The sequence below is a fragment of the Halochromatium sp. NSM3 genome (genome assembly GCF_059621085.1).
Genome location: NZ_JCAQIA010000047.1, coordinates 1 through 22,516, shown reverse-complemented (window position 1 = coordinate 22,516; position 22,516 = coordinate 1). Strand labels below are relative to the sequence as shown.

19 protein-coding genes and 1 tRNA gene are annotated in these 22,516 nt (G+C 64.4%); 11 read left to right on the top strand and 9 right to left on the bottom strand.

All coding sequences use genetic code 11. From position 1 onward, the window contains the following. Nucleotides 1–78: 78 nt before the first annotated feature. The 3 genes from AC54T3_RS15585 to AC54T3_RS15575 form a co-directional block, all read right to left on the bottom strand. Nucleotides 79–489 carry a BLUF domain-containing protein gene (locus AC54T3_RS15585; RefSeq protein ID WP_496626205.1) on the bottom strand — a complete coding sequence of 137 codons (411 nt, stop codon included), beginning with the start codon at nucleotides 487–489 and terminating at the stop codon, nucleotides 79–81. A 90-nt stretch (nucleotides 490–579) separates the two neighbouring features. Continuing rightward, complete coding sequence (locus AC54T3_RS15580) at nucleotides 580–936, bottom strand: FIST C-terminal domain-containing protein (protein ID WP_496626203.1); 357 nt, start codon at nucleotides 934–936, stop codon at nucleotides 580–582. 40 nt (nucleotides 937–976) lie between these two features. Continuing rightward, nucleotides 977–1,504 carry an FIST N-terminal domain-containing protein gene (locus tag AC54T3_RS15575; RefSeq protein WP_496626201.1) on the bottom strand — a complete coding sequence of 176 codons (528 nt, stop codon included), beginning with the start codon at nucleotides 1,502–1,504 and terminating at the stop codon, nucleotides 977–979. Between the two features lie 157 nt (nucleotides 1,505–1,661). On the opposite strand from AC54T3_RS15575, the gene AC54T3_RS15570 reads away from it, so the two are divergent. Genes AC54T3_RS15570 through AC54T3_RS15560 form a run of 3 tightly spaced genes read left to right on the top strand, consistent with a single transcriptional unit; the run spans nucleotide 1,662 to nucleotide 3,852 of the window. Continuing rightward, complete coding sequence (locus AC54T3_RS15570; RefSeq protein WP_496626199.1) at nucleotides 1,662–1,844, top strand: hypothetical protein; 183 nt, start codon at nucleotides 1,662–1,664, stop codon at nucleotides 1,842–1,844. Continuing rightward, a complete protein-coding gene (locus tag AC54T3_RS15565; RefSeq protein ID WP_496626198.1) occupies nucleotides 1,841–3,124 on the top strand; it encodes an alpha-amylase family glycosyl hydrolase in 1,284 nt (427 codons plus the stop codon). The genes AC54T3_RS15570 and AC54T3_RS15565 overlap by 4 nt, the downstream gene beginning before the upstream one ends. Nucleotides 3,125–3,135: 11 nt before the next feature. Beyond that, complete coding sequence (locus tag AC54T3_RS15560) at nucleotides 3,136–3,852, top strand: aminodeoxychorismate lyase (RefSeq protein WP_496626196.1); 717 nt, start codon at nucleotides 3,136–3,138, stop codon at nucleotides 3,850–3,852. 48 nt (nucleotides 3,853–3,900) lie between these two features. Here AC54T3_RS15560 and AC54T3_RS15555 read toward each other — a convergent pair whose 3' ends face one another. Continuing rightward, nucleotides 3,901–4,599 carry a DUF502 domain-containing protein gene (locus tag AC54T3_RS15555; RefSeq protein WP_496626194.1) on the bottom strand — a complete coding sequence of 233 codons (699 nt, stop codon included), beginning with the start codon at nucleotides 4,597–4,599 and terminating at the stop codon, nucleotides 3,901–3,903. 98 nt (nucleotides 4,600–4,697) lie between these two features. On the opposite strand from AC54T3_RS15555, the gene AC54T3_RS15550 reads away from it, so the two are divergent. Continuing rightward, nucleotides 4,698–6,410 (top strand): hypothetical protein, encoded by a 1,713-nt coding sequence (locus AC54T3_RS15550; RefSeq protein WP_496626193.1) that lies wholly within the window; start codon nucleotides 4,698–4,700, stop codon nucleotides 6,408–6,410. 27 nt (nucleotides 6,411–6,437) lie between these two features. Here AC54T3_RS15550 and AC54T3_RS15545 read toward each other — a convergent pair whose 3' ends face one another. Then, nucleotides 6,438–7,391, bottom strand: a complete 954-nt coding sequence (locus tag AC54T3_RS15545) for an endonuclease/exonuclease/phosphatase family protein (RefSeq protein WP_496626191.1) — start codon at nucleotides 7,389–7,391, stop codon at nucleotides 6,438–6,440. Further along, on the bottom strand, nucleotides 7,384–9,639 hold the full coding sequence (locus AC54T3_RS15540; protein ID WP_496626189.1) for a VTT domain-containing protein: 2,256 nt from the start codon (nucleotides 9,637–9,639) through the stop codon (nucleotides 7,384–7,386). The genes AC54T3_RS15545 and AC54T3_RS15540 overlap by 8 nt, the downstream gene beginning before the upstream one ends. Nucleotides 9,640–9,906: 267 nt before the next feature. Here AC54T3_RS15540 and AC54T3_RS15535 point away from each other — a divergent pair, with 267 nt between their 5' ends. The 6 genes from AC54T3_RS15535 to AC54T3_RS15510 all read left to right on the top strand — a co-directional run bounded on the left by AC54T3_RS15535 (nucleotide 9,907) and on the right by AC54T3_RS15510 (nucleotide 16,341). Next, on the top strand, nucleotides 9,907–10,476 hold the full coding sequence (locus AC54T3_RS15535) for a hypothetical protein (protein WP_496626187.1): 570 nt from the start codon (nucleotides 9,907–9,909) through the stop codon (nucleotides 10,474–10,476). Beyond that, the gene (locus AC54T3_RS15530; protein ID WP_496626186.1) at nucleotides 10,473–10,832 is read left to right on the top strand and encodes a response regulator transcription factor; all 360 of its coding nucleotides are present in this window, start codon (nucleotides 10,473–10,475) and stop codon (nucleotides 10,830–10,832) included. Before AC54T3_RS15535 ends, AC54T3_RS15530 begins: the two co-directional genes overlap by 4 nt. Nucleotides 10,833–10,899: 67 nt before the next feature. Beyond that, entirely contained in the window at nucleotides 10,900–11,934 is a 1,035-nt protein-coding gene (locus AC54T3_RS15525) for an efflux RND transporter periplasmic adaptor subunit (protein ID WP_496626185.1), read from the top strand. Continuing rightward, a complete protein-coding gene (locus AC54T3_RS15520) occupies nucleotides 11,931–15,089 on the top strand; it encodes an efflux RND transporter permease subunit (protein WP_496626183.1) in 3,159 nt (1,052 codons plus the stop codon). The genes AC54T3_RS15525 and AC54T3_RS15520 overlap by 4 nt, the downstream gene beginning before the upstream one ends. Nucleotides 15,090–15,122: 33 nt before the next feature. Continuing rightward, nucleotides 15,123–15,548: a BLUF domain-containing protein gene (locus AC54T3_RS15515; protein WP_496626181.1), complete on the top strand. Its 426-nt coding sequence runs from the start codon at nucleotides 15,123–15,125 to the stop codon at nucleotides 15,546–15,548. Between the two features lie 106 nt (nucleotides 15,549–15,654). Beyond that, the gene (locus AC54T3_RS15510) at nucleotides 15,655–16,341 is read left to right on the top strand and encodes a hypothetical protein (RefSeq protein WP_496626180.1); all 687 of its coding nucleotides are present in this window, start codon (nucleotides 15,655–15,657) and stop codon (nucleotides 16,339–16,341) included. 14 nt (nucleotides 16,342–16,355) lie between these two features. Here AC54T3_RS15510 and AC54T3_RS15505 read toward each other — a convergent pair. Beyond that, nucleotides 16,356–16,432 (bottom strand) — tRNA-Pro (locus AC54T3_RS15505). 34 nt (nucleotides 16,433–16,466) lie between these two features. Beyond that, the gene (locus tag AC54T3_RS15500; protein ID WP_496626179.1) at nucleotides 16,467–17,435 is read right to left on the bottom strand and encodes a polyprenyl synthetase family protein; all 969 of its coding nucleotides are present in this window, start codon (nucleotides 17,433–17,435) and stop codon (nucleotides 16,467–16,469) included. On the opposite strand from AC54T3_RS15500, the gene AC54T3_RS15495 reads away from it, so the two are divergent. After that, entirely contained in the window at nucleotides 17,434–18,315 is an 882-nt protein-coding gene (locus AC54T3_RS15495; protein WP_496626177.1) for a type IIL restriction-modification enzyme MmeI, read from the top strand. The genes AC54T3_RS15500 and AC54T3_RS15495 overlap by 2 nt on opposite strands. 890 nt (nucleotides 18,316–19,205) lie before the next feature. Here AC54T3_RS15495 and AC54T3_RS15490 read toward each other — a convergent pair. Then, on the bottom strand, nucleotides 19,206–22,516 hold a 3,311-nt coding region (locus AC54T3_RS15490; RefSeq protein WP_496626175.1), incomplete at its 5' end, for a DEAD/DEAH box helicase family protein.

Here is a 22,516-nt window from a genome sequence, read left to right as displayed (position 1 = left end):
ACTTGGACTGAATCCGCTCGGTACTGCTCCTATGCCCGGTGGTGGATCGAGCGATCACCGAACTATGCGATCAAGATGTCAGGAGGAATTGATCAAGCAGCGCATGATGTTCACGAGTGATACTTCCTTGCCCTGATCCGTGTGGTGGGAGGCGTTGATCAGTTGCTGGCGGCGCTCGCGCATGTGTTCGTGACTGACGTTGATGAGGCCCATCGACCAGCCCGCGAAGAGCCTTTCTTTCAAGGGGGTGACACCGATCAACAGGCAATCCGTATGACGAGGATCGTCGAGGATGCGCAGGTAGCTCGCGAGAACGGCTTTTTGCGGTCCTTCGAGCACTTGGATGAAGTGCCCGCCACCGGTGCAAAGGATGCCGGTGATGTCGGCGTCTTGGTTTTTCGTTTGGGAGATTTTGAGGATCTCCGTGAGGTCTTGCTCGGTCAGTGTCTCGCTGGACGAGCTGATGTAAAGCAGGGCAATCAGATTCATGGCATGGCTCAGGTTAGCAATTCGGGGGTGTTGATCGATGGCCCTTAAAAGGACTAGTGCTGTAGCGCCTCACTCTGTTAGTCAGAAAGCTTAACAGGTGAATGCCCCATTCACCGGCTGTTCTTGCCCGACCGCGTTCAATTCATCGGTGATCCGCTCCCCTAAGAAGAGCACGCGCGAGATGCAATCGATGAACAGGTAGCTTGCCGCCTCTTCGCCGACACCCTCGGGGATGGCCAGCTCGCGCGCCTTCTTCGCGGCGGCGATCAGGCTGTCCGGCGTTCCGTTCAGCAGCCGCAGAAAGGCCCCTTCGGGCACTTCGCCGACGCACACCAGATGGCTTCCGTCGGCGACCATCAGGGGGTCGCGAACGACGATCTCAGTGCCGAGCTTGGTCATGCCGAAGGGATAGGATTTCGCCAGCGAAAAGAACGCATCCGCGCGCATCTCCTGGCCACTGTGCGCCTCCACCATGCGCTTGTAGACGTTAAAGGCGGGATCCCAATCCAGGGTCAGATGACATTGCCGCGCGCGCCGGTACCTTCATCGGCTCGCTGATCGGCTGCCAGCCGTGCGTCACACCGAGATGGCTGCGGATCGGCAGGCGCGCCAGGACCGCGACATCGGCAAGCAGCCCGGCATTGGTCAGGATGCAAGGCTTTTGCTGGAAGCTCAGCGAGCCCGCGCCGCCGCCGATGAAGTTGTTCTCCAGGCCGAAGTTGGCGAACAGACCCTCGACCAGCGCGCTGATCCGGCTCGACAGCCCATCGACGAAGACGAGCATCATGCTCACCCCCGGCGGCTCGTCCCAGTGCTCGGTGGCGACCTCGACCCGCGCGTCGAAATCCGCCTCCGCGTCGCTCAGGCCATGTACGCAAGCGACCTCGGGCGCGGCGCCGAACGCGATCAACAAGGTGCCGCGTTCATGGTTCTGGCCCTGGTACGTGACCTGCGGGAACATCCCCCCGAACACGGGCATCTCGCAGGCCCGCAGGATCGGCGTCGGCAGTCCCACTGGGATCGAAATGCGCGCGCATGGCTCTTGTCTCTCGTCGTGAACGGGATCTGAGTCTCGCCAAGGGCGCTCAGTCTATCAGCTTGCGAATCCTTGCTGGACGTTAGCGGCTATACTCTACGACTTTCAAAATCAGCGATCACCGTGGCAATCCCTTATGAAAAGACGTCTCTTCCACGCACTGCCCCTGATGCTACTGTCGGTCAGCCTGGGCGCCTGTTCCTGGGTCGGCCAGAAGACCGGGAAGGCGGTCAACGCCGTCGAGCAAGGCGCCGCTGAATTCGAGCAGGGCTATAAGAAAGAACGCTCGCCAAAGCGTCAACAGCAGACCGTCGAATGAAACTCTACAACCTGTTTCCGCTCCTAGTCGGCCCGTTCGAGCGCTGGACGCCGCATCTGGAGCGGGCCGCCGCGCTGGGCTTTGACTGGATCTTCGTCAATCCGATCCAGCAGCTTGGCCGCTCCGGCAGTCTGTACTCGATCGCCGACTATTTCGCGCTCAACCAAGCCCTGCTCGCGCCTGAATCCAGCCTGGAGCCGGACGCCCAGGTGCGGGCGATGGCCGAGCGCGCCGCCGAGCACGGCCTGTCGCTGATGATCGACCTGGTCATCAACCATTGCGCTGAGGACAGCCCGCTGGTGACCGAGCACCCCGACTGGTTCCTGCGCCACAACAATCGCATCGCCCACCCGTTCTGCGTCGAGGCCAACGGCCACAAGGTGGTGTGGCGCGATCTGGTGCAGTTCGACCATCAGCGCGCGTTGCAGCAGGCCGATGACCCGCACGGCCTGCTGGCCTACTTCGAGCGCCTGGTCGAACATCTGATCGGGCTCGGCTTCCGGGGCTTTCGCTGCGATGCCGCCTATCAGCTGCCGGCCGCGCTCTGGGAGCAGCTGATCGCGCGCATTCGCAAGCGCCATCCAGACGCGGTCTTCGTCGCCGAGACCCTCGGCTGCAGTCCCGAGCAGACCCGCGAGACCGCCGAGGCCGGTTTCGATGCCATCTTCAACAGCGCTAAATGGTGGGACTTCAACGGCAACTGGCTGCTCGATCAGTACGAACTGACGCGCCAGATCGCGCCCTCGATCGGCTTTCCAGAGAGCCATGACACGCCGCGCATGTTCGAGGAATTCCGGGAGAATGCCGATGCGCTTCGCCAGCGCTACCTGTTCACCGCCCTGTTCGCGAGCGGCGTGATGATCCCGATCGGGTTTGAATTCGGCTTCCGCCGTCGCCTCGACGTGGTCGAGACGACCCCGGACGACTGGGAGACGCCAAACCTCGATCTCTGCGACTTCATCACCCAGGTCAACGCGATCAAGGACAGCGTGCCGGCGCTCGCCGGCGAAGGCCGCATCGAACGGCTCGAGCATCCCGATCCGGCGATCCTGGTGCTGCGCAAGCACGCCCTCGACGGCCCCGGCCAAGCGCTGTTGGTGATCAACAAAGATCCCTGGGCGCGCCAACGTTTCTATGTCGATGACCTGCGCCACCTGCTCCAGTCACCGGGGCCGATCCGCGACCTATCGCCGGACTGGCCGATGGCTGAACTGCCGGCCCCGTTCGAGTTCTGGCTCGGGCCCGGCATGGCGCGGGTGCTGGTCTCGTCGGAGGACTGAGTCTGATCCGCATGCCATCCGACCGCCTCACCTTCAGCTTCTTCCGTTATTCGCTCGGCTACAGCCCGGTCGCCTTTGTGTTCATGGGCTTTCGCCGCCTGTTCATCGGCGACGACATGCCCGCTGGCGAGGTCCGGCTGATGGGCTGTGGCGGCGGCGATGGCTTCTCGATCCTGCCCGACCCGCGCACCTATTGCCTGATGAGCGCGCTGCCCGACCCGGCCGATGATGCGCGCCTGCGGCAAAGCCGCTTCTATCGACGCATTGCCGGGCCGAGTCAGGCGCAGCTGCATATCGCGCTGCGACCGCTCTCGGGCCACGGCACCTGGGATGGGCGCGAGCCTTTCGCTTACAGCGGCGAGCGCGCGAGCGACGGGCCGCTCGCGGTCCTGACCCACGCGCGCGTGCATAACAACCGCCTGCGCGCGTTCTGGCGCTCGGTGCCACAGATCCGTACGCATCTGCGCCAGGCCCCAGGCTGCCTCTTTCACATCGGCTTTGGCGAGAGCCCGCTGCGCACGCTGGCGACCTTCAGCCTCTGGCAGGATGCCGAGCAGATGCGCACCTTCGCCTATCACCAGAGCCCGCACCATCGCACCCTGCGCGCGGCACGGCAGGAGGAGTGGCTCTCGGAGTCGATCTTCGTGCGCTTTCAGGTGGTGGATGTCAGCGGCGATCTCAACGCTTGGCCGCTGCGCTCGGTGCCGTTGGTCGCGGCGCAACCCTGATCAGCAGCGTCTCTCATCGAGAGCCACACCGGCGAAGCGCTCCGCCGTTCAGCGTCTGTCCTCATCGCCCGAACGTCCGCGGCCCCCGATCGGCGTCACCGAGGCTGACGGCCCATTGCTGCTCACAGCCTCATTCAAGGCGCCCCCCGTAATCACCGAACGCAATGCCTGCTCGGCGCCAACCGCAAGCGGGCGCACCCGACTGCGTTCGAGATACAGGGTATAGCCGCCGATCTGGTAGCTCATCGGCAGATAGACGGCCACCAGATCGGGCCGCTCGTCACCCACCCCGGCATCGACGAACGGCAGCTCCGCATGCTCCTGCATCATGAAGCCGACCAACTGCACCGAGGTCTCGCCAACCGGCAGGGTCACGGCGACCGGCCGCCCCAGGTCTTGATCCCCGGTGCGCGCAAAGAATCGGGCCACATCCTTGAGCCCCTGAAACAAACTCTTGACCAGCGGAATCCGGTCCAGCACGCGTTCGGCGAGTTCGAGCAGCCAACGCACCAGGAACAGGTTCGCCAGCAGCCCCGCCGCCAAGGTCACGATGAGCGCCGCGACCAGCCCCATGCCTGGGATATACCAGGCTTCGGGCAGCAGACGATGGAGTAAGCCATCGACGAACACCTCCACCGACTGGCCGAGCCAGATCAGCAGCGCCAGGGTGATGGTCAGTGGCGCGAGCAAGGCGATACCTTGCAAGAACCAGTTCCTTAATCGAGTCAGTAGCGAGGTGTCTTGCATCAATCGGCTCCAACGGCGAGCATGCGCGTCTTGCGCACATAAAGGGCGTCCATTGTAGGCGTGTTCGTCACTTCAAGCTCCAAGTTCGAGAGGCTCCCATGACCCGCTGTTTTCCCCTGTCGACCCCGGCGTTCACGTTCCTGCTCCTTCTGATCTGGAGCGCTGGCGCGGCTCCCCTGTTCGCCCAGGAAACGCCCAGCGACCCCTTGGCGGGCCTCACCGCCGGGCTCGATGCCGAGCAGGGCGAGCCCCTCGACCCCTCGGCCTTGCAGTCGCTGAACGCCCTGCACCGGGCGCTGGCGAGCAAGGAGCAACAGATCGCCAGCATCCAGCAGCAATTGGTGGACGCCCAGGATCAGGTCACCCGCGAGGATCTGGCCGCGCGCCTGCGGGAACTGCGCACGGAGTTGGCCGACAATCGCCGCCAGTTCGATCGCTTCGCCTTGGAGATCGACCTGAGCCCCTTTGTCGGGGAGGACGAACAGCCCTTCGACTGGCAGCAGGAGCTGAGCAAGCTGCTCAAGCCAATCCTGGCCGAGCTGAAGAGCGTCACGGCTGAATCGCGCGCCATCGGCGAGCTGCGCGCCGAACTCGAGACCCTGGGCGAGCGCAAGAATCTGGCCGAACAGGCGGTGGATCGACTGCACTGGCTGCTCGAGCAAAACCCATCGGCCTCCCTGCGCAAGCGTCTCGAGGCACGCCTAGAGCACTGGCAGCGCATCGCCAGCGAGGCGAATAACCGCTACATCGCGCTCGACCTGCAACTGCAGAACAGGCTCGAACAGCGCCAGTCGGTGCTCGACGAGACCACCTCCTACGCGCGCAAGTTCTTCCAGACCCGCGGCCTGAACCTGCTGCTGGCGGTGGGCGCCTTCGCGCTGGTCTTCTTCGGCGTGCGCTGGATCGCCACCCAGATCATGCGCCTGCGCAAGCACCATGCCGAGAAGCAGCTCAGCAGCCGCTTGGCGCTGTTGCTGCTGCATATCTTCAGCGTCCTTGGCGGCCTGCTGGCGATGATGGCGGTGTTCAACGCGGCCGGCGATTGGTTCATGCTCGGCATCATCATCATCTTCCTGATCGGCATCGGCTGGGCCAGCATCAACACCCTACCGAGCCAGATCGAGTCGGTGAAGCTGATCCTGAATGTCGGCACCGTGCGCGAGGGCGAGCGCATCCTCTTCAACGAGGTGCCCTACCGGGTCGAATCCCTCGCCTTTCGCGCGCAACTGGTCAACCCCGAACTCGAGGGCGGCGTCCAGCAGCTGCCGGTGCGTGACCTGGTCGGCTATCACTCGCGCCCGGCTGGCCAGGACGAACCCTGGTTCCCTACCCGCCACGGCGACTGGGTCGAACTCAGCGATGGGCTGCTCGGCCAGATCAGCCATCAGAGCCCGAGCACGGTGTGCCTGACCGACCTTGGCGGCGCCAAGATCGTCTATCCGACCTGCCGCTTCCTGCAACAACATCCGCGCCGACTCTCCGAGGGGTTCCGTCTCATCGAGCGCTTTGGCATCGACTACCGTCACCAGGCCATCGCCACCGCCGAGGTGCCGCGTCTGATGCAAGCGGCGCTCGAGGACGCGCTGCCGACGCTGCTCGACGCGGATCAGCTGCAAGCGGTGAGCGTGAGCTTCGAGAGCGCCAGCGCCTCATCGCTGGATTACCGCATTGAGGTGCGGCTCGACGGCGCCGCCGCGCCGCGCGCCGAACGGATCCGCTGCGCGATCCAACGCATCCTCGTCGAGGCCTGCAACCAGCACGACTGGACCATCCCCTTCACCCAGATCACACTGCATCAGGCGACGAGCTGAAGGAGCACTCAGGCTGGCTGCTCCCGCTCAGGCTCCGGTGGCGCCGGGATACGATCGGAGCCGAAACCGCGCCCGCAGCGGCAGATGATCCGAAGCGGCACGGGTGGCCTGGGTGCGCACGATATCGGCCTCGATGAGTTCGAGCGCGGGGCCGTACCAGAGTCGATCCAGCGCCAGCAGCGGCCAGCGCGACGGGAAGCTCGCCAGCGCCGGCGCCGCCTCAAGGTGGCGATCGAGCGCCGCCAGCCGGGCGTTGCGAGGCCACCACTCGTTGAAATCGCCCATCAGCACCAGGGGCGTCCTCGATAGCGCCGCTCGCTCGCCGAGATGCGCGAGGATCGCCGCGATCTGACGCCGCCGTTCTGACCCACTCAGTCCCAGGTGGGTGGCTAAGCAGTGCAAACCGGTCGCGCTGGTATCACCGCTGTCGCCCAGCCCGCTCGGGCTCGTCTTCGCCGCCACAGCGTCGCGCGCCGCCGGTGCGCCCGCTCCAGCAGCGGCACCCGCACCTGCGTCAGCATCGACACCCGCGCCCACATCCGCACCTCTGCGCCATGCCACTTCCACATCGATCAACCCGCGCGGCTCGCGCCCCGGTTGGCTGATATTCAACCGCTGCTGGCTCAGCACCGGCAGCCGGCTCAGCAGCAGATTGCCGTAGTGATGCGGCCCGAGTAGCATGGTGTGGCCGAGCACCACCTCGTAGCCAAGCGCATACAAGCGCTGCAGGAAGATCCGTGGCGCGGCGGTATTGGCAGGCGTCTCGACCTCTTGCAGCGCGATCAGGTCGGCATCGAGCGCGGCGATGGTCTCGGCGACGCGCAACGGCTGTTTGCGACGATCACCACCCACCGCGCGATGGATGTTATAGCTGGCGACGACAAATTCGGAGCCCGTTCGAGCCCCCAGCGCACCATCCAGCGCGCCACCCAACGTACCGTCCAGCGCACCGCCCAACGCGGGCTTGTCTTCCTCAGGCACGCTTGCGCAGCAAGTGACGTCCGAGCCAGAGCAGACCGCCGGCGAGTACCACCCCGCCCACGAGCAGTGCCAGCGAGCGCATATCAGTCCGCCCCAGGAGCTGCAGCAGGCCTTCCGAGAATACCGCCATCGCGATCACCGCCGGCGCCATCCCGATCAGGGTGCCGAGGACGTAATCACGGAAGCGCACCTGCATCGCGCCGGCGATCAGGTTGAGCACCGCGAACGGCGCCACCGGGACGATGCGCAAGGTCACCACCGCCAAGATCCCGCGCTTGGTCAGACGCTCGCGCAGGTCGCCAAAGCGCCCGCCGAGGCGTTTCTTCGCCGCCTTGGCGCCGGTGTAGTGACCGATGCCATAGCCCGCGACGGCAGCAATCACCGAGCCACCGAGGGCGATCAGCCCGCCGAGCAGGGGATCGAACACCAGGGTGGTCACCAGGATCAACAGGGTCACCGGCACCGCCACCAGGCTGGCGACGACGAAGGCCACGAACGCGATCGGCACTCCCCAGGCCGATTGGGTCAGCGCCCGCGCGGTCTCGGCCAGGCGCTGTGGCTCGAGCCAGTCACCGACCGGTGTCCAACGCCAGAGCGCCGCCACCGCTAGAAATGCGAGCACCAGCCCGATGCCGAACATGGCGCGCCAACGCGCCTGCGGCTCGAGTTCATCGCCGACCACCACATCGCCGACCCACTCAGGCGAGAGCGGCCGATCCGGATCGATCAGACGTTCATCGGGCAACTGCCGGTTCCATTCCGGGTCGAGTTCGGGCTCGAGCGGTTGCAGGCGCAAGCGCGTCTCGGGCGCCGGCTCGGGGGACGGGCGCTCGTCGTCGAGCAGCCGCGCAAGCGCCCGGCCCCAGCGCGCGGACGCCGACTCGGCTCCCGTGTCCGACGCCGAGATCCCCGCCTCCGGCTCGACGCCTGCCTCCTGCTCGATGCGCACGACCTCCTCGGGCGAGAGGGAGAGGAACATCGCCAGCAAGCGCCGGCGCAGCCGTTGAATTTGGGTGCGCGCGGCCTCGCTCTCGCCGACCAGGCAGAGATCGCACTCGCTATCCAGTCCCATCGAGCGATTGCTCAGGTTCGAGGAGCCGAGCCGTAGCACACGATCATCAGTGATCATCAGCTTGGCATGCACCATCAGGCAGTCATCGCCGAGCGCCGGCAGGTCCGGATAGACGCAATGCAGCCGCCCGTGCCGATCCAATTCGCGCAGCTCGTTGAGCAGCCGCGCCCGGATCAGATCCATCGTATGCTGCTCGAGCCAGTGACCGGTCTCGCGCGGCAGGATGATCAGGATCTGAGGTCCATCCGGTTGCGACAGAGAACGCCGCAGCGCATCGACAACCGAGCGCGAGGTCAGATACTGATTCTCGATGTAGATCAGCGCGCGCGCCGACGCGATCATGTCCAGATACAGCTGCTCGGACTCGCGCACCTCGGCCCGCCCCTCGAAGGTCGGCAGGGTGCGGGCGATGCCGATGACCTGCTCGCGCAGCAACGGCTCGAGCGACTCGGGCCAGGGATCGGTCGCGGCCTCAGGGCTGGCATCCGCCTCGGGGCTAGCGTCCGCCGAGCGGTTCGTGCCTTGCGCTTGAAGCACGCTCGGCACGCCGCCGCCAGCGCGCTCCCAGCGCTCCGCAAACAGCTCGCCGAGCGCGCGCGCCGCATCGCCATCGACCAGCAGTTGCAGGTCATGGAATGGCGGATAGGGGTCGCCGTCCGGATCGCGCCGGAGCGGCTCATCGGCGCGATGCGCCTCGGTGTCCCAGCGCCACTTGCTGATGTCGAAGCCGCCGCACCAGGCCAGCGCGCCGTCGATCAGCACCAGTTTCTGGTGCTGGCTGCCGAGCAGCGGATGCTGGTCGTCGAGGATGAAATGCAGCTGCGGGTGGCGCTTCTTCGCGTCCTTGTGCCAGGGGGTCTCGCCGAAGAACAGCGGCTCGCGCTCGAGCGCGTAGATCGGTGCAAAGTCCCAGAGCAGGATGAAGATCTCGAGTTCGGGCCGCAGGTCGAGCAACCGCGTCAGCAGATCGCCGAGCGCGGTCGGCCAGCCATCCCCAGGGTCCGGGCGCACCAGCTCGAGCCGACTGTGGATATCCCAGGCCGCGATCGCGACAAAACGACGCGCCGCGATCAGGCTCTGGCGCAACTGGCCGAAGTAGCATTCGCCATCGACACAGAGGCCGACACGCGGCGCTGTCTCGACGCGCCAGCAGTTGTGCCCAGGTTCCAACGTCATCTGATTCGATCCCGTCACCGTCTTACGTCCTCCGTCTGTTCCATCGCCGATGGGCACGCCCGGCGCCCGCTCTCGCTCTCGCTCTAGACCACCATGCCGATGGCTGTTCGACGGATCGCCAGCCTGCGACAAACTAGCGAGGTCAGCGCGAGGGCGCAAGCCGCTTGGCGCTGAGCGCACCCAAGCCCAACGCGGATGAAGGCATCGCATGATGCCCACACATTCTCGGGGGAGTCTGCTACGCTTGGGGAAGGTGAAAACCACTCTATGACCATCCCATCCAACCACAGTTGCTTTGTGCATCGCATCGACGCGGACGGACGCATCTGCTACGTCAGTGCCGACTGGCTCACGTTTGCCTTGGAGAACGACTATCCGACGACGGCCGAGGCGCAACTCGGGCGCCCGCTGTTCTCGGCGATCGTCGATGCAGAGACACGCCACCTCTACGCGCTCTTGATCGAGCGCGTGCGCGCCTCGAGGCGCACACTGCGGTTCGGTTACCGATGCGACTCCCCGGATCAGCGCCGCTGGATGCGGATGCACATGCGCTATCTCACCGACAGCGACGAGGTTGAGTTCGCCAGCCGACTGCTGCGCGCTCAGGCCCGCCCGCAGGTGCGGTTGTTGGAGCGCCATCCAGAGCAACCACGTTCGCACCGTGTGCTCTCGATGTGTAGCTGGTGCAAAGCGGTCCTCGCCGAGCAGGCCTGGGTCGAAGTGGAGCAGGCTGTGATGCAGCTGCGCCTGTTCGCGATGGAGGCGATGCCGCGCATCAGCCACGGCATCTGCCCGGACTGCAGTCAACGTCTGTCATCACCGGAGACCCTGTCATGAGAATCCTGATCGTCGACGATAATCGGTTGCTCGCAACCGTCCTTGCGGACCACCTCGCCGCGCGTGGCCACGAGGCGGTTGCGGCCTTCGACGGTCATCTAGCGGAGATTTTCTGTGACCGCGACTGTTACGACTTAGTCGTCCTCGATATGGTGCTGCCCGAAATCGATGGTGTCGATCTGCTCGAGCGCCTGCGCAAAAAGCATCATCACTGCCGGGCTGTGGTCATCACCGGCTTTTCGGAGCTGCGCGACAAGGAGACCGCCCGCCTTGAGCAGCTTGGTGTCTCGGATGTATTGGAAAAACCCTTCTCCTTCTCGGAAGTCGACGCCATCGTCGAGCGTGTCGCCATCTAACGCACATCGCGCGTCGCATCGCTCAGTCATCTTAGCGATTGGACTGGCGACAGCTACCACCATTTGGATGCTCTCCGGCGCCCTCGTCGGCGCCTCGCGCACCGCGCAGCCCGCAACCTCCAGCATCGAGACCGAAGCCGCAGCGCCGGAACGGCACATGACGGTGCTGGTGACCCGGAGCCAAGCCGAGCCCGTGGAGCGCGAGATCCTGATCCAGGGGCAGCTCGAGCCGCGGCGCCGGGTCAGGCTGCGAGCCGAAACCGACGGCAAGGTCGTGCGGCTAAACGCCGAGAAAGGCGCGCTGGTCGCGGCCGGCGACCTGTTGGTGGAATTGGCCGAGGAGGATCGACCCGCGCAGCTCGCGCGCGCCGAGGCCGAACTTGCCGCCCGTCAGCTCGAACTCAGTGCCTCCGAGACGCTCGGCAGTCAGGGCATGCAGGCGCGCACCCAGATCAAGCAGACCCAGGCTGCCCTGGCCAGCGCCGAGGCCGAGATCGCCCGCCTGCGGGTCGAACTCGAGCGGCTGCGGATCCGCGCGCCCTTCCCCGGCGTGGTCGAGGCCCGCGAGATCGAACTCGGCAGCCTGCTGCAGCGGGGGGACGAGGTGCTGGAGCTGGTCGACAACAGCCGCCTGAAGGCTGTCGGCCAGGTGCCTCAGCAGCGCGCGAGCGCGCTCGAACACGGCCAATCGGTGCGCGTCACGCTGCTCGACGGCAGCCAGGCCGAGGGCCATCTCAGCTATCTCTCCCAGGTCGCCGATGCGCAGACCCGAAGTTTCCGCGTCGAGGCCGAGATCCCGAATCCGGCGCTGCGCCTGGCCAGTGGGGTCAGCGCCGAGCTGCGCATCAAGATCGGTGATGAACGCGCGCATTTTATCTCGCCGGCGGTGCTGACCCTCGATGATAGTGGCCGCATCGGGGTGCGCACCGTCGATACCGATGATCGGGTGCACTTCCACCCGATCGCCCTGGTGCGCACCGAGATGGAGGGCGTTTGGGTCTCTGGGCTGCCGCCGCAGGCGCACATCATCACCCAGGGGCAGGGCTTCGTGACCGAAGGCGAACAGGTGGAGCCCATCACCGCGACCACGGATCCGTCGTGAACGCGCTCATCGATCTGGCCTTCTCACGCAGCCGCACGGTCCTGCTCACGCTGATCTTCCTGCTCGCCGCCGGGCTCGCCGCCTACCAGTCGATCCCGAAGGAGGCCGAGCCGGATGTGACGGTGCCGATCATCTATGTCGCGATGACCCATGACGGCATCTCGCCGGAGGACGCCGAGCGACTCTTGGTGCGGCCGATGGAGAAGGAGCTGCAAGCGATCGAAGGCGTCAAGGAGATGACCAGCGTCGCCGCCGAGGGGCGCGCCTCGGTGCAGCTGGAGTTCACCGCCGGTTTCGACAGTAAGCGCGCGTTGGCCGATGTGCGCGAACGCGTCGATATCGCCCAGAGCGAGCTGCCCGCCGCGACCGACGAGCCCAGCGTGCACGAGATCAACGTCGCCCTCTTCCCGGTGCTGACGGTGGCCCTCTCGGGGCCGATGCCAGAGCGCGGGCTGATCCGCATCGCCCGCGATCTCAAGGATCGCATCGAGGCGCTCACCGGCGTGCTCGAGGTCGATATCGGCGGCGACCGCGAGGCCTTGATGGAGGTGATCGTCGACCCGGCAATCATGCAGACCTATCGCGTCGATTATGGCGAGCTGTTTGATCTCATCAGCAGTAACAATCGGCTGGTCGCCGCCGGCGCCATGGATACCGGGGCCGGACGGCTCGTGCTCAAGGTACCCGGCGTGGTTGAGTCGATCGACGACATGCTGTCGATGCCGGTCAAGGCCGTCGGCGATCGCGTGGTGACCTTTGGTGACGTCGCCAGCCTGCGCCGTGGATTCAAGGACCCAGAGGGCTTTGCCCGCGTCGGCGGCCAACCGGCGGTTACGCTCGAGATCAAGAAGCGGGTTGGCGCCAACATCATCGAGACCATCGCCGCAGTGCGCGAGATCGTCGAGCACGAACGCGAGCACTGGCCGGCAAGCTTGCAAGTCGCCTACATGCAGGATAAGTCCGACCAGATCCGCGAGATGCTCGGCGACCTGCAAAACAATGTGCTCTCAGCCATCCTGCTGGTGATGATCGTGATCATTGCCGCGCTCGGTCCACGCTCGGCGCTACTGGTTGGCATCGCCATCCCGGGCTCCTTCCTGAGCGCCATCCTGGTGCTGAACGCGCTCGGCTTCACCATCAATATCGTCGTCCTCTTCAGCCTGATCCTGGTCGTCGGTATGCTCGTCGATGGCGCCATCGTGGTCACCGAGCTGGCCGATCGGCGCCTGGCCGCAGGCCAACCAGCGGCCGCAGCCTATGCCGGCGCCGCCAAGCGCATGGCCTGGCCGGTCACGGCCTCGACGCTGACCACGCTCTCGGTCTTCTTCCCGTTGCTGTTCTGGCCCGGCCTGGTCGGCGAGTTCATGAAGTATCTGCCGATCACGGTGCTGATCGCCCTCACCGCCTCGCTGGCGATGGCTCTGATATTCGTGCCCGTGCTGGGTTGGACGATCAGCGCCCGCGCGCCCCAGGCGCCGTCCAGCGCTCCCGAGGACGGCGCCATCACCCGGCGCTATCTTGCCCTGCTCGCGCCCCTGCTGCGCCATCCCGGCAAGACCTTGGCCGTGGCGCTGCTGGCGCTGCTCGGGTCTTATGCCGCCTACGCGCAGTTCGGCAAGGGCGTTGAATTCTTCCCCGAGGTCGAACCCGAGATGGCACTGGTGCAGGTGCGCGCGCGCGGCGACCTCTCCATCCGCGAGAAGGATCGCATTGTGCGTCAGGTCGAGCAGCGCATCCTCGGCATGACGGAACTCGCGGCGGTCTATGCACGCTCCTACAACAGCGCCTCCGGACAAGGGGGCGGCGCCGAGGATCTGATCGGGACCATTCAACTGGAATTCACCGATTGGGATCAACGCCGCCCGGCCGAGCTGATCCTCGAGGACATCCGCGCGCGCACCGCCGAGATCCCCGGCATTCGCGTCGAGACGCGCAAGGCCGAGGGCGGCCCCTCGGAGGGCAAGCCCATTCAAGTCGAACTCAGTGCCCGCGAGACCAGCCGCATTCCGCGCGAGGTCGAGCACGTACGCGCGATCATCGAGCGCCTCGGCGGCTTCGCCGATGTCGAGGACGACCGCCCGCTGCCCGGCATCGAATGGCGACTCGAGGTGGACCGCGAGCGCGCGGCCCGCTACGGCGCCAATGTCGCCCTGCTCGGCAATGCGGTGCAGATGGTCACCCAGGGCATCCAGATCTCCGAGTACCGGCCGGATGACAGTGATGATGAGGTTGATATCCGGGTGCGATTCCCCTATGGGGAGCGCAATCTTGGGCAGCTCGACAGCCTGGCCGTGCCAACCGCCAAGGGCATGGTGCCGATCAGCAATTTCGTCGAGGTCAAGCCCGCGCCTAAGGTGGGCACCCTGCATCGTGTCGATGGGCGCCGGGCGATCACCGTGCAGGCCGACGTCGCCGAGGGCGAACTCGTCGACAGCCAGTTACAACGCCTGCGCGAGGCCCTCGCCGAGCAGCCGGTCGATCCGGCGGTCAGCCTCCGCTTCAAGGGTGAAGACGCCGACCAGCGCGAGGCGGCGACCTTCCTGAGCCAGGCCTTCATCAGCGCCCTCTTCCTCATGGCCCTAGTGTTGGTGACGCAGTTCAATAGCCTGTATCAGGCCATCCTGGTGCTCTCGGCCATTGTCTTCTCGACCGCTGGCGTCTTGATGGGACTGCTGATCACCGGCCAGCCTTTCGGCATCGTGATGGTCGGCCTCGGCATCATCGCGCTCGCCGGCATCGTCGTGAACAACAACATCGTCCTGATCGACACCTACAACCGCCTTCGAGGCGAGGGCCTGGATGCGATCGCCGCAGCCTTGGAGACCGGCCGCCGACGCCTGCGGCCGGTGTTCCTGACCGCATTTACCACGGTACTTGGACTGATGCCGATGGTCCTGTCGATGAACGTCGACCTGCTGGGGCGCGACATCAGCTTCGGCGCGCCCTCAACGCAATGGTGGACGCAGCTCGCCAGTGCCATCGTCGGCGGACTCAGCTTCGCGACCCTGCTAACCTTGGTCCTGACGCCCTGCCTGCTGGTGCTTGGCGATCAGCTCGCGACTGCCTATCAACGCTTGCGCTGGCCTACGTCTCGCTCGAGAACGCCCATTCCCGAGCTTGAAAGCACGGGCCATAACAGCCTTGACAGAGACTAGCCGCGCTCGATAATTTACCGGAGAAAAACCGCCATGCCGTTGACACGCATCGTTTATTGCAGTGAATTGGTTAAACATATCGGGAGCGAGGAGATCAATGATATTCTCGAAGTCTCCCGCAAAAACAATGCAAAGCAGGCCGTCTCCGGAGTGCTGCTCTTCAATAGCGACTATTTCTTGCAATGTCTCGAGGGCTCACGCGCCACCGTCAACCATATCTATTCCCGGATCTGCTGCGATCAGCGCCATCGCAATGCCCAGCTGCTCGCCTATGGCGAGGTGAGCCAACGTCTCTTCAGCGCCTGGAGCATGGCCTATGTTCCCTGGACCGAAGCAGTCCGAACCACGATCACGCAGTATTCCATCGGCACTGAATTCAATCCCTATCAAATGAGCGCCGAGAGCATCGTCAAGCTCCTCGAAGACCTAGGCCGCCTCCTGCTGAAGGGCGAACGCTAGGTCAGCCATCCATGCGTGGCGCTGACGCGCTTGCCAGGCTTAGTGGACTGGCGAATACTGGGCTGATGAATATTGGGCCACCGAGTCATACCACTTGGAATCGATCATGACCTATCAAGAAGCTCGGGAACATGTCCCTGGGCGCCTGCATGAGATCTTCGCGGCTCCCTACGAAGCATTTACCAACGATGCCGTCGAGCGGCTGCTGCATATCCACATCATGCTACACCTGCTGGTCGTGCGCCCAATGAAACGCCGCCATTTGATCCTGCGTGTGATCCATGGTTGGGAAAACGGCAGCTTTGCGCCCCAGGAACTGCGGCATATCGATTATCCGCTGCGCGGCTTCGACGACTTTCAGCAGGTGCTCGAGACCTTTCAGCAAGCCCGCGAAAAGCAGGAGCCGCTGCCCAGTCAAGGTCACTCGTTGCTCGCCGAGCCGCTTGCCGCCGCCATTGCCGCCGCCGAAGCTGCGGGCCAGCAGGTCGATGAGGAGACGCGGTCGATCCCCGCGCGTTGGCCCAGCTTCCCCGGAGGTCTGAGCCTCTATACCCTCTTCAAGGTGTACAACCGCCTCGTCTACGGCGAGGATGATGCCTACCGCTCAAGCCAATGTACGACGTCGGAAGGGCATCGTGAAATCCACGAGTTCCATCTGGAAGAAGGCGAGTTCGCGATCATCATCCCGCCGGGACCGCAGCACAAGACCGAAAACACCTTGATGATCATGCACGAGAGCCAGCTCTCGCCCATCGCCGGCATCTTTGCCTTGAGCATCCCGTTGTTCGAGTAGGTGTCATCAAGTATTGGTCGGGGTGAGAGGATTCGAACCTCCGGCCCCTGCCTCCCGAAGGCAGTGCTCTACCAGGCTGAGCTACACCCCGATACTCTGTTCGAACGCCTGGGGAAGGCGCTCTGTCAATAGGTCCGCGCGACGGCGAAGTCCGCTGTGGCGGCCATTGAATCTCTACTGGGCGACGCTGGCACCGCATTGAGTGCCTGTTTAGCCGCTTCTGCATGCCAGCGAGCAAGTTCCGCAGTATAGTCGATCGCCTTGGTCTCGACAATGGCTTCGATGACAGCATCGATATGCTGCCGGCCGCCCTCCTCGATCGCGTGGCGCAACAGCTTGCGCTGCGCTTCGGTACCGACCTCCATCGCACGGATCACCGGCAGGGTCGGCTTACCTTCATCGAGATCATCGCCAATCTTCTTGCCGATGGTGCCATCGTCCGACATGTAATCGAGTGCGTCGTCGACCAACTGGAAGGCGATGCCAAGATGCAGCCCATAACTCGCCATGGCCGACTCGATCTCCGCCGAGGCCTCGGTGATCACCGCGCCAAGCCGCGTCCCGGCCTCGAACAGGGTCGCCGTCTTACGCTGGATCACCTCCATGTAGCGCGACTCGTCGGTATCGGCATCGTTGGCGTTGAGCAGTTGCAGCACCTCGCCTTCGGCAATGCGTGCCGTGGCGCCGGCCATGACCTCCATGACCCGCAGATTGCCGACATCGACCATCATCTCGAAGGCACGGGCGTAGAGGAAGTCGCCGACTAGGACACTCGCCTCATTGCCCCAGACGCTGTTGGCGGTATTCCGGTTACGGCGCAGCTCGGAGCCGTCGACCACATCGTCGTGCAACAGGGTGGCGGTGTGGATGAACTCGACGATCGCCGCCGCATCGAGATGCCGCGCGCCCGCATAGCCGCAGGCACGCGCCGCGAGCAGCACGAGCAGCGGACGCAACCGCTTGCCACCACTGCTCACGATATAGTGGCCGATCTGATTGATGAGCACGACGCTGGACTGGAGGCGGTCGATGATGAGCGTGTCGACAGCCTTGACATCGTCAGCCACAGGCGCTCGAATCTGAGAAAGATCCATGAAGCGGAGTCTACTGCTGATAAGGCCGACGTATGCTAGGTTCACGCTCGGCGACTGTCAAGGAGACATTTGCGCTGTCGCGGATGTCGACCGCCCGGAGGTACTGGGCGTCACCGCAGACGGTATCAAGGCCACCGGCCGACTGAACCGGCTCTATGTCGAACTGCTCAAGGACAACCCGGACTGGGGCACGGAGGCGCGCCGCGCGGAGATAAACCACTTCATGGCGCGGCTGATCTTCTGCTTCTTCGCCGAAGACACCGACATCTTCGCCGACAAAGGGCTGTTCACCAAGACTATCGAGCAGATGAACGCGCGCGACTCCTCGAACACCCACGCGGTCATCAGCGCACTGTTCCGCACCATGAACCTTCCGGCGATCAAGCGGCAAGCCGAGCAGGTGCCGCGTTGGGCCAATACCTTCCCCTACGTCAACGGCGGCCTGTTCTCCCACAGCGTCGAGGTACCGCGCTTCAGCAAGATCGCCCGGACCTATCTGATCCACATCGGCCATCTCGACTGGCAGAAGATCAATCCCGACATCTTCGGCTCGATGATTCAGGCCGTCGCCGAGGACGAGGAGCGCGGGAAGCTAGGGATGCACTACACCAGCGTGCCGAACATCCTGAAAGTGCTCAATCCGCTGTTTCTCGATGAACTGCGCGAGAAAGAGGAGGCCGGCGACAACCCACGCAAGCTGCTCAATCTGCGCAACCGGATCGCTCGCATCCGGGTCTTCGATCCGGCCTGTGGCTCGGGGAACTTCTTAGTGGTCGCTGACAAGGAGCTGCGTGCGATCGAGGCTGAGATCAACCGCCGTCGCAACGAGATCGGACGCAAAACCGATATTCCACCTAGACACTCCCAGAGTTCCAGCTGATCGGGTTGTTCCGGCTTCAGGGCCTTGAAGCGTTCAGCCATGTCCCGAGCGAGCCGGTAGCGCAGGCATGACTCGACGGCATCGATCAACAGCGTGCGATGCGGCCAACGCTCCTCCTCGAGGATCGCTTTTGCGTCGCGGTTATTGTCTAGGGGCTCAGTGTCAAGCGCATGACGACTTAGGATCTCCTTGAAAAAGAACAGGTTTGTGTACAGGCCGATGGCCATGTCGGCGCTGGCATAGCGCGCCTTACGACGCTCACGCTTGATCTCGAGGTCAGGGTCCGGCGTGGTGGTGGTGTGTGTTGGCTCGTGCATTCTGTATAGCCCTCATGGGTAGGTGGGACGTGCGGCGACCGATGCGGCTGCCGTACCCAAGGGTTTCTGTCAACATGACCAACCGTGCCGGGTCCCCTCCCCCCCCACCGGGTATGGACCAACAGGGTGCTCCTTCTTTCTTATTACTGACCTCATGCTCACAGGTCTCAGGGAAAATCGCCCGAATGACTGTGAAATCTTGCAGGTGTTATGAGCCAGGGCTTCTCTTGTGCGACCTATCTCTGAGCGTTGCGCTGAGAAAAAGAACCTGAACTCGATGAAAATTGGGGTCTCGTGCCTCCAAGGACGCGATGCAACGCATCGTTGCCGGCGGATGCTTGTGCTGCGAACTGATAGGCGAGCGAACCGATAACCGTGAGGCGGTCATTGCCTTTTCCTGGGTCTTGTCGCTCGCGATAACGATGGACCATTCCTACACGCTTGCCGCTTCTATCGGCTACGCGGAACAGCTCATCGAGAAGGCGAGCAAGGGGCAGCTCGCCGATGCGCTACGCCTACTGGCTATCAATGTGGGCTACGTAGGGTTTTCGATTCACTGCAGAGTGTCAGACGTTAGCTGGCCGCCGCCAACCGCTCCGGCTCCAACGCCTTGAGCGTCTCAAACACCCCGTCGATCACGTTCTCGCGCCCAGCGAACAGCTCATCCGGTCCTCCGGCGTGCAGGTGACTGAAAGGCGGCTCGTAGAGCGCGGCGGCCTCTATCACCCCCCGGGCCGTGAGCTGGTCGATGATCAGCTCGATAAAGCGCATTTGCGCTGATGTGAGGCTGCGGTCGCTGAGGAACTGGGAGAAGGCGTTCTGGGCCGCCTGTCGGTCCATGCCAACCAGACTTCGCACGAAGTGCACCAGTGAGGGTGTGCCGCTGCGCTCCAACAGTCCCGAGAGTAGCGTCTCGCCGTCGTCTTCGCCGATCTTGACCAGGGTGGTCTCCAGGCTCTCCAGGTCCATCGGTGTCAGCGGCTGATTGGTCCGTAGCCGGTGGATGACGATCTGGTCCAGGTGATTGGTCAGGTAGTCCTTGACCTTCTTCTCGTACTGCACGCCGGTCATCGTCGGGATCGCGACGGTCGCTTCGTCGCGGACGCCGAGCACTTCATCTTTGAAATCGGTGTAGACGATCTTGCGCTTGGTTTTGTCCAGGAAGGGCATGAGGCCGCGCAGTCGCAGCCGTAGCTCTTCGAGCTGACTCAGGCCGATCCCCTCCCAGAAGGCCGCCTCCTGCAGTGCGCTCAGGTAGCCGAGCTGGTCGTTGACCGCTGGGATCGCCGTCTTCTCCTCTAGCAGCATCGCGATCTCCACCATACGCTGGCGCAGGCGCTCGAAGGTCGCTGGATCGGTCTCGGCATGGGCCAGCTGCATCCGCAGCGCGGTCAGATCGAACAGCCGTGACTCGAGGTCATCGGTCTCATGCTCGGAGGGCAGCGTCGCCACCTCGCGCTGCAGGGTCTCGCGGTCGGATTCGCTGAGATCGTCCCAGGACGCCCGATCCTGGAAGCGCTCGACCTGCTCCAGGTGCATGCGCACGATGAAGTTGTCGCGGTTCATCGCCGCCACCTCCGCATGCAGGTCATCGCTGAGCGCGATCAACAGGTCGGCATCCGGGTCCAGGTCCGGTGTGGTCTGGATGTGGCCGAGCAGTTGCACACGGGCGCGGAACAGCCGCGTCCCCAGCGGCGCACTGCCGCTGGCCTCGATGCCCTCGGGGTGCTCGCGGAAGAAGTCGAAGTTGAAGCAGACGTCGAAGACGCGGAAGTCCTGCTTGTCCTCGCCGGGGCCGAACAGGTTGGGACAGAGCCGGGTCCCACGGCCGATCATCTGCCAGAACTTGATCTTCGAGTAGACCGGCTTGAAGAAGACCAGGTTGGCGATCTCGGGCACATCGATGCCGGTATCGAGCATATCCACCGAAATGGCGATGTGCGGGGGCTTGTCTGGCTGCGAGAAGTCCTCGATCAGGGTCTCGGCGTAGCTCGCGTAGTTGTCGATGACACGGGCGAATTGGCCCTTTAGGTGCGGGTAGTGCTGATTGAAGCGCTGCTCGATGAAGACCGCATGCTCGTGATTGCGGGCGAAGATCACCGTCTTGGCCAGCCGGTCGCCGCCCGCGACCTTATGGCCGTGCTCCATCAGATGTTGCAGCACCTTGTCGACGGTGTCCTGATTGAACAACCAACTATTGATCGCTGTGGCATTGACCCGCTCCGGCAGGCTGTCCGGCTCGACCTCATCGCCCCAATCCAGCGCCTCCCACTGCGCCTTCTCCTCGTCGCTGAGGCTGTCGTAGTCGATGCCTTCACGCGGGAACTTGAGATCGACCTGCTGAACACGGGGTGGGACCAGGAAGCCGTCGTTGACCGCTTGCTCCAGCTCATAGGCGTCGGTCGGCACGCCAGGCTCCAGGTCAAAGAGCGCATAGGTGTTCTTGTCCACCTCCTCGCGCGGGGTGGCGGTGAGGCCGACCAGCAGGCTGTCGAAATAGCGGAAGATCGCGCCGTACTTCTGATAGACCGAGCGGTGGGCCTCGTCGATGATGATCAGGTCGAAATGGCCGACGCCGAAGCGGGCCTCCCGGCCCTGGGTCTGGTCGATCAGGCCCATCATGGTCGGATAGGTGCAGACGTAGACCCGGCCCTCGGTGTCCTTCTCGGTGACCAGGTTGACCGGACTCGATTCCGGCAGGTGGGCCTTGAAGGCATTGCAGGCTTGACGGACCAGGGAGACGCGATCGGCCAGGAACAGCACCCGCTTGGCCCAACCGGCGCGTTGCAGCACATCGACCAGGGCGATGGCGGTGCGGGTCTTGCCGGTCCCGGTGGCCATCACCAACAGCGCCTTGCGCAGGGCGGCGCTGAACTGGGCGAAGAGGCTGCCGATGGCGCGCTTCTGGTAGTAGCGCCCAGCGATGGCGTCCTTGATCTGGGTGACGTCCAAGGCTTGACGCTGGCTGCGGCGCAGGATCAGCCTGGCCAGTGCTTCCTTGCTGTAGAAGCCGGCGACCTGCCGTGGCGGGTAGGCTTGGTCGTCCCAGAGCCAGGTGCGGTAACCATTGCTGGTGAAGATCAGCGGGCGTTGGCCGTGCATCTGCTCCAGGCCATCCGCATAGAGCTTGGCCTGCTGCTGGCCGCTGTGCGGGTCGACGCTGGTCTTCTTGGCCTCGACCACCGCAAGCGGTTTGCCGTCGTCGCCCCAGAGCACGTAGTCGGCGTATCCGATGCCCTGGGTCGTGGGCATGCCCGTCACTTCGACTTCCCGGTTGTTGGGCCGATCCAGCGCCCAGCCGGCGCGCTGCAGCTCGGTATCGATCAGATACAGGCGGGTGTCGGCCTCGGAGTAGTCGTGGGTATCGGGCACCTGCTCGGCGGCGGCACGGACCTCGGCGAGGCGGGTGCGCAGGGCTTGGACCTCGGCATCGAGGGCGTCACGCTCCTGCTGCTGCTTGAGCGCTTCGGCCTGTTGGACCGCGAGTTGGGCCTCGAGGGTCTCCAGCTCGGTGCGCGGGACGGCGGCTTGGCTGTCGGCTGTTGGCGGGATGTGCTCGTCGCTCCAGGCGGCCCCGGTGCGCGGGGCCTCGGGGGTGTAGGTGCGCACCAGCCAGTAGCAGATGTGGTGCAGTTCCTTGGCCACCTGCAGCGCGTCCTGCTCGCGCACCGGGCGCGGGTTGTGGACGGCCTCGTTGCCTTGCGTTTGGATCAGCCGGGCCTTCAGGTAGATCGCCTGCGGAACCAGCTGCTGGAAGCTGGTCGCGTGCAGCAACGCGCCGAGGTTGTTGTCGTCGGGCGGCTGCAGATCGCGGTCATGCCGGTAGAGCCAGTGGACGATGGCCTCCAGCGTGAAGCGGGCATGGAAGCAGGCGGCGCGAGGAT

Bases quoted from the DNA above. Each gene is read 5' to 3' on its own strand.
- AC54T3_RS15585 (WP_496626205.1), bottom strand. From the start codon at position 489: ATGAATCTGATTGCCCTGCTTTACATCAGCTCGTCCAGCGAGACACTG.
- AC54T3_RS15580 (WP_496626203.1), bottom strand. From the start codon at position 936: ATGCGCGCGGATGCGTTCTTTTCGCTGGCGAAATCCTATCCCTTCGGC.
- AC54T3_RS15570 (WP_496626199.1), top strand. From the start codon at position 1,662: ATGAAAAGACGTCTCTTCCACGCACTGCCCCTGATGCTACTGTCGGTC.
- AC54T3_RS15565 (WP_496626198.1), top strand. From the start codon at position 1,841: ATGAAACTCTACAACCTGTTTCCGCTCCTAGTCGGCCCGTTCGAGCGC.
- AC54T3_RS15560 (WP_496626196.1), top strand. From the start codon at position 3,136: ATGCCATCCGACCGCCTCACCTTCAGCTTCTTCCGTTATTCGCTCGGC.
- AC54T3_RS15555 (WP_496626194.1), bottom strand. From the start codon at position 4,599: ATGCAAGACACCTCGCTACTGACTCGATTAAGGAACTGGTTCTTGCAA.
- AC54T3_RS15550 (WP_496626193.1), top strand. From the start codon at position 4,698: ATGACCCGCTGTTTTCCCCTGTCGACCCCGGCGTTCACGTTCCTGCTC.
- AC54T3_RS15540 (WP_496626189.1), bottom strand. From the start codon at position 9,639: ATGACGTTGGAACCTGGGCACAACTGCTGGCGCGTCGAGACAGCGCCG.
- AC54T3_RS15535 (WP_496626187.1), top strand. From the start codon at position 9,907: ATGACCATCCCATCCAACCACAGTTGCTTTGTGCATCGCATCGACGCG.
- AC54T3_RS15530 (WP_496626186.1), top strand. From the start codon at position 10,473: ATGAGAATCCTGATCGTCGACGATAATCGGTTGCTCGCAACCGTCCTT.
- AC54T3_RS15525 (WP_496626185.1), top strand. From the start codon at position 10,900: ATGCTCTCCGGCGCCCTCGTCGGCGCCTCGCGCACCGCGCAGCCCGCA.
- AC54T3_RS15515 (WP_496626181.1), top strand. From the start codon at position 15,123: ATGCCGTTGACACGCATCGTTTATTGCAGTGAATTGGTTAAACATATC.
- AC54T3_RS15510 (WP_496626180.1), top strand. From the start codon at position 15,655: ATGACCTATCAAGAAGCTCGGGAACATGTCCCTGGGCGCCTGCATGAG.
- AC54T3_RS15495 (WP_496626177.1), top strand. From the start codon at position 17,434: ATGAAGCGGAGTCTACTGCTGATAAGGCCGACGTATGCTAGGTTCACG.
- AC54T3_RS15500 (WP_496626179.1), bottom strand. From the start codon at position 17,435: ATGGATCTTTCTCAGATTCGAGCGCCTGTGGCTGACGATGTCAAGGCT.